This is a genomic window from Streptomyces sp. 8L, assembly GCF_020176795.1.
In the GTDB taxonomy this organism is placed as follows: domain Bacteria; phylum Actinomycetota; class Actinomycetes; order Streptomycetales; family Streptomycetaceae; genus Streptomyces.
Genome location: NZ_JAIUKE010000490.1, coordinates 1 through 4828 on the forward strand (window position 1 = coordinate 1; position 4828 = coordinate 4828).

Annotated in this window: 2 protein-coding genes; both read left to right on the forward strand. The window is 75.1% G+C overall.

Annotation, left to right across the window (positions count from 1 at the left end; translation table 11 throughout):
* The first annotated feature begins 12 nt into the window (after positions 1–12).
* Complete coding sequence (locus tag LCE31_RS32110; protein WP_225020669.1) at positions 13–1500, forward strand: aKG-HExxH-type peptide beta-hydroxylase; 1488 nt, start codon at positions 13–15, stop codon at positions 1498–1500.
* 166 nt (positions 1501–1666) lie between these two features.
* Positions 1667–4681: an FxSxx-COOH system tetratricopeptide repeat protein gene (gene fxsT, locus LCE31_RS32115; protein WP_225020666.1), complete on the forward strand. Its 3015-nt coding sequence runs from the start codon at positions 1667–1669 to the stop codon at positions 4679–4681.
* Positions 4682–4828: the final 147 nt, after the last annotated feature.

Consider the following 4828-nt stretch of genomic DNA (forward strand, 5'->3'; position numbering starts at 1 on the left):
ACCCACGCCGCGCTGCTCGCCGAACTCGCCCGTACGGAGGGCGGCCACGCCGCCCTCGGGTTGCTGGTCCGCGACCAGCACGCCCGGCGCCTCGTCCGCCTCAGGGCGGTGCTCGCCGCCGCGGCGGCGGCCTCCGCGCCCGTCTGCCCGCCCGCCGCCCTCGACCGGCTCCGCGCCGACTGGGCGCTGCTCGAGGACCCCGAGCACGCCGACCGGGACGCCGTCGCGGCCGTCCTGCTGCACCCGCTCACCGGCCCCTGGGCACAGCGCTGCCTCTACGGGCTCACCGCCGCCGGGCCGGCCGGCGCCCCCGCCGTACCCGAACTGGCCGCGGACCTGGCGCACTTCGGGGCGATCGCCGCGGCCGCGGCCGTCCGCGCCGGGCTCACCGCCACCCGCAGCCTCACCGCGCACGGCGACCTGCTGGCCCTGCCCACACTCGGCGCGCTGCGCACCTACCCCGGCGCGCGGGTGGAGGCGTCCCTGGCCGACGGCGTCCTGACCCTGCGCCAGGGCGCCGCGACACCGCCGGTCGAGGTCCGTACGGTACGGCGGAACCCCGCGGACGACGCCGGGGCCGCCACGCGGAGCGCGGGTCCGGCCGCCGCCACCGCCTCCGACGACCCGCGCTGGCTGCCGCTGGGCGCGCTGCCCGCCCTGCTGCCGGGCGCCGCCCCCGTACTCCTGGACGACCTCGACCCGTACCGCACCGCGGGAAGCGGGCTCGAACGGCACGGCCTCGGCGCCGTCACCCGACTCGACCCCGGCAGCCGCGCCGCGTGGGCCGCCTCCTGGGCGGGCACGGAGCCCGTCCTGCGGATCGGCGGCGAGCACCGCACGGCGGAGGCGGCGCTGCTGCTGCGCTGCCTCGTGCCCCTCGCGCCGCCGCCGGGGCGCGGCCCGGCGGGGGAGAGCGCGTCGCACTGCAGCGGCACCCGGCGCGAGGCGTTCGGCGCCGTCCTCAGCAGCCGCCCCTCCACCCCCGCCTACTTCGCCGCCACCCTCGTCCACGAGCTCCAGCACACCAAGCTGTCCGCGCTCGCCGCACTCGTCCGGCTGCGCGACGCCGGACCGGCCGAAGCGTATTTCGCGCCCTGGCGCACTGATCCGCGCCCCTTCGACGGACTGCTCCAGGGCGCCTACTCCCATCTGGCGCTCGCCGACTACTGGCAGCGCTACGCCCTCGCCGCGCGCGGCACGACACAGCGAGACCTGGCGTGGGCCGAACACGCGCGCTGCGCCGAACAGGTGGGAGCGGTCCTGCCGGTCCTCACCGCGGCGGACACCCTGACCCCGGAGGGCCGCGTTGTGGTGGGCGAGATGGCGGCCACCCACGACCGGCTCGCACAGGACCCGCCGCCCACCGGACACGCCGCGCGGGCCCGTGCGTACGTCGCCACGGCACGCACCCTCTGGCGCCAGCGCCATCACACCGACGCCCGCCCGCGAACCGCCCCCGGCGGTGTACGCGGGACGGCGCCGGGGGAGGGGAGAAACTGACGGGACGCGGCGGTGGGAGCGACCGGACGCGTGAATCCCGCCGCGGGTCCCGGCGGTTCGCGTCCCACCCCGGTTTCACACCGCCAGGATCGATTCTCCAGGTCCGTCAGGGCCTAAGCTCGACGGTATGTCAGGTGGGCTCTTCACGACGCAGGGAGACGGTTGAATGCCCGGAGCACGCAAGAGGGTTGCCGAGGCCGGGCCCCAGACGGTGACGATCAGCTTCGCCGGGTACAACCGCGTCTGGGCCGCCTGGATAGGAGACCGGCTGGAGCGCCGCGGACACACGGTCTCCTACCAGCGGTGGGACCCCCAGGAGGGCACACCGCTCACGGACTCGCTGCGCGCCCTCGCCCTCGCGCCTGGGCCGGTGCTCGTCATCCTCAGCACCTGGTACTTCCAGATGGGCCCCCGTACCCAGGCCGAGTGGAACAGCGCCCTGACCGAGGTGGTCGCCACCGACCCGGGCCGCTTCGCCGGGGTCTCCGTCACCACCGACGCGCTGCCGCCCGCCACCGCGGTGTTCGCCGCGCCCGACCTCACCGCCGTCGGTGAGCAGGAGGCCGAGCGACGCGTCCTGACCAGGCTCGGGCTGCCCACCGACCCGCTCCCCGCCGGCACCGGCAAGGGCCCACGCTTCCCCAACGACCCGTCCGACGTGTGGGGCGGTGTGCCCCGCCGCAACATCCGCTTCACCGGCCGGGAGAGTCTGCTCAACGACACCTACCACGCGCTGCGGAGCACCGAGGACGGCGCACACGTCGTCACCCTGCACGGCATGTCGGGCGTCGGCAAGACGCAGCTCGCCGCCGAGTACGTGTACCGGTTCGGCGCCGAGTACGACGTGGTGTGGTGGGTCGCGGCCGACAAGCGGGCCGTCTGCCGTCAGCGTCTTGCCCAACTCGCCCCGGAAATCGGCCTGTCGACGGGCGTCGACTACGGCGAGCGGCTGCGTGCCACCCGCATCGCGCTGCGCCGCGGAGACCCGTACGGCCGCTGGCTGGTCGTGTTCGACGGCGCCGACGACCCCGAGGCGATCTGGGACCTCGTCCCCGACGGACCCGGCGATGTGCTCATCACGGCGCGCAACCCCGACTGGGCCCAGCACAACAGCCTCCTGATCGAGGTGCCCGAGTACAGCCGCGACGAGTCGGTGGCGTTCGTCCTGCGCCGCGCCCCCCGCCTGCGCCCGGCCGAGGCCGACCGGCTCGCCGAGGCACTGGAGGACCTGCCGCTGCTGCTCGACCAGACGGCGGGCTGGCTCAACGACTCCGACATGTCGGTGGACGAGTACATCGCGCTGCTCGACCAGGAGGGCATCGACGAGGACGTCGTCCGGGTCTCCCGCGACTTCCCCACGCCCTTCCGCACCAGCTGGTCGATACTGCTGAACAGGCTGCGGGAGACCGTCCCCGAGGCCGTCACGCTGCTGCGGCTGTGCGCGTTCTTCGCGCCCGGCGCCATCCCCGTACGCCTGGTGCGCGACCTGCCGGCCGACGACCTGCCGGAGAGCTTGCGCGGACTCGTCGGCAACTCCGTCAGCTGGTCCACCGCCATCAACAAGCTCCGCCAGTACGCGGTGATCCGCGCGGCCGGGGTCGGCGACCGGGAGATCCACGAGACCATGCCGGAGGCCATGGGCACCGTCCCGGGCGACACCCTCTACATGCACCGGCTGGTGCACCAGATCGTCCGCCAGGACATGCCGGCCGAGGACCACGACGAACTCATCGAGGTCGTGCGCCGTGCCCTCGCCGCCGCGGACCCCGGCCAGCCCACCGACTCCCGGATGTGGCCGGAGTACGCGGAGATCGCGCCCCATCTGCGGTGGGCGGACGTCCTGCAGACCACCAGCCCCGCCATGCACACGCTGGTGCTCAACTGCCTCCAGTACATGCTGCATTCGGGCGAGTACCAGGCAGGCCTCACCCTCGGCACCCGGGCCATGAAGGCGTGGAAGGAGCAGCTCGGCGACACGCATCCGCGCATCTGGGACCTCACCCACCACTACGCCAACCTGCTGCGCGCGGTGGGCGACTACGCGCACACCGAGGCACTGGAACGCACGGCGGTCGTCCATCTCAGGGAGGCCCACGGCGACAAGGACCTCACCCACCTCCGCGCCGCCAGCGGCCTCGCGGCCGACCTGCGCGGCCTCGGCCGCTACGACGAGGCGCGCACCATCTCGGGCTGGGTCTTCGACGCCTACCAGGAACTGCTGGGCGAGCAGGACGCCCGCACCCTGAACGCGCAGAACAACGTGGCCGTGTCGCTGCGGCTGCTCGGCCGGTACCAGGAGGCCCTCGACCTCGACATGAAGACCCTGATCGAGCGGCGGCGCCTGCTGCGCCCCCGCCACCGCTGGTCGCTCTTCTCCGAGGTCCACGTCTCCACCGACCAGCGGCTCCTCGGCCGCTACAACGAGGCCGAGTCGCTCCAGGCGCAGAGCGTACGGGTGCACCGCAGCGTCCTCGGGACCGACAACCCGCAGACGCTGAACGCGGAACACAGCCTCGCGCTCGCGCTCTACCGCATCGGGCGGCGCCGGGAGGCGGCCGAACTGTTCACCGGCGTCCTCGAACGCAGTGAGCGCGTCCTCGGTGAGGGCGACCCCGACACCCTGCGCTTCGCCGCGGGGCAGAGCTGCTTCGCCCGCGAGCACGGCGACATCGACCAGGCCAGGGAGATAAGCGAACGGGTCGTGGACGGCTACACCCTGCTGCTCGGCGCGGCCCACCCGTTCCCGATGGGCGCCAGGTCCAACCAGGCGCTCATCCTGCGGGCGGTCGGCGAGCGCGAGCAGGCGTACGAGCTGGCGGAGCAGGCGCTCGCCGGGATGCGGGCGGCGGTCGGCCCCGACCACCCGTGGACGCTCGGCTGCGCCATCAACGCGTCGGAGATGCGCACCCTGCGCGGCGAGGTCGAGTCGGCGGCCCGGCTGAACACGGACACCGCCACCCGGGCGGCGGACGCGCTGGGCCGCACCCATCCGCTGACCCTCTCCGCGCGCATCGCCGCCGCGGCGGACCTGCGGGCGCTGGGCGACCGGCAGGGCGCCGACAAGACCGAGGCTGAGGCCCTGGACGACCTGGCCGCGACGCTGGGCCCGCAGCACCCGCACACGATGGCGGCCCGGGCTCGGACGCGGCCCTACTGGGACTTCGAGCCGCAGATCGTCTGAGGACCGGCGCCCGGCCCCCGGCCGTACGGAAAGGGGCCCCGGGGGGGGGGGGGGGGGGGGGGGGCGGGGGCGGGGGGGGCGCGGGCCCCCGGGGGGGCCGGGGGGGGGGGGGGGGGGCGGGCGGGGGGGGGGGGGGGGGGGGCGGCG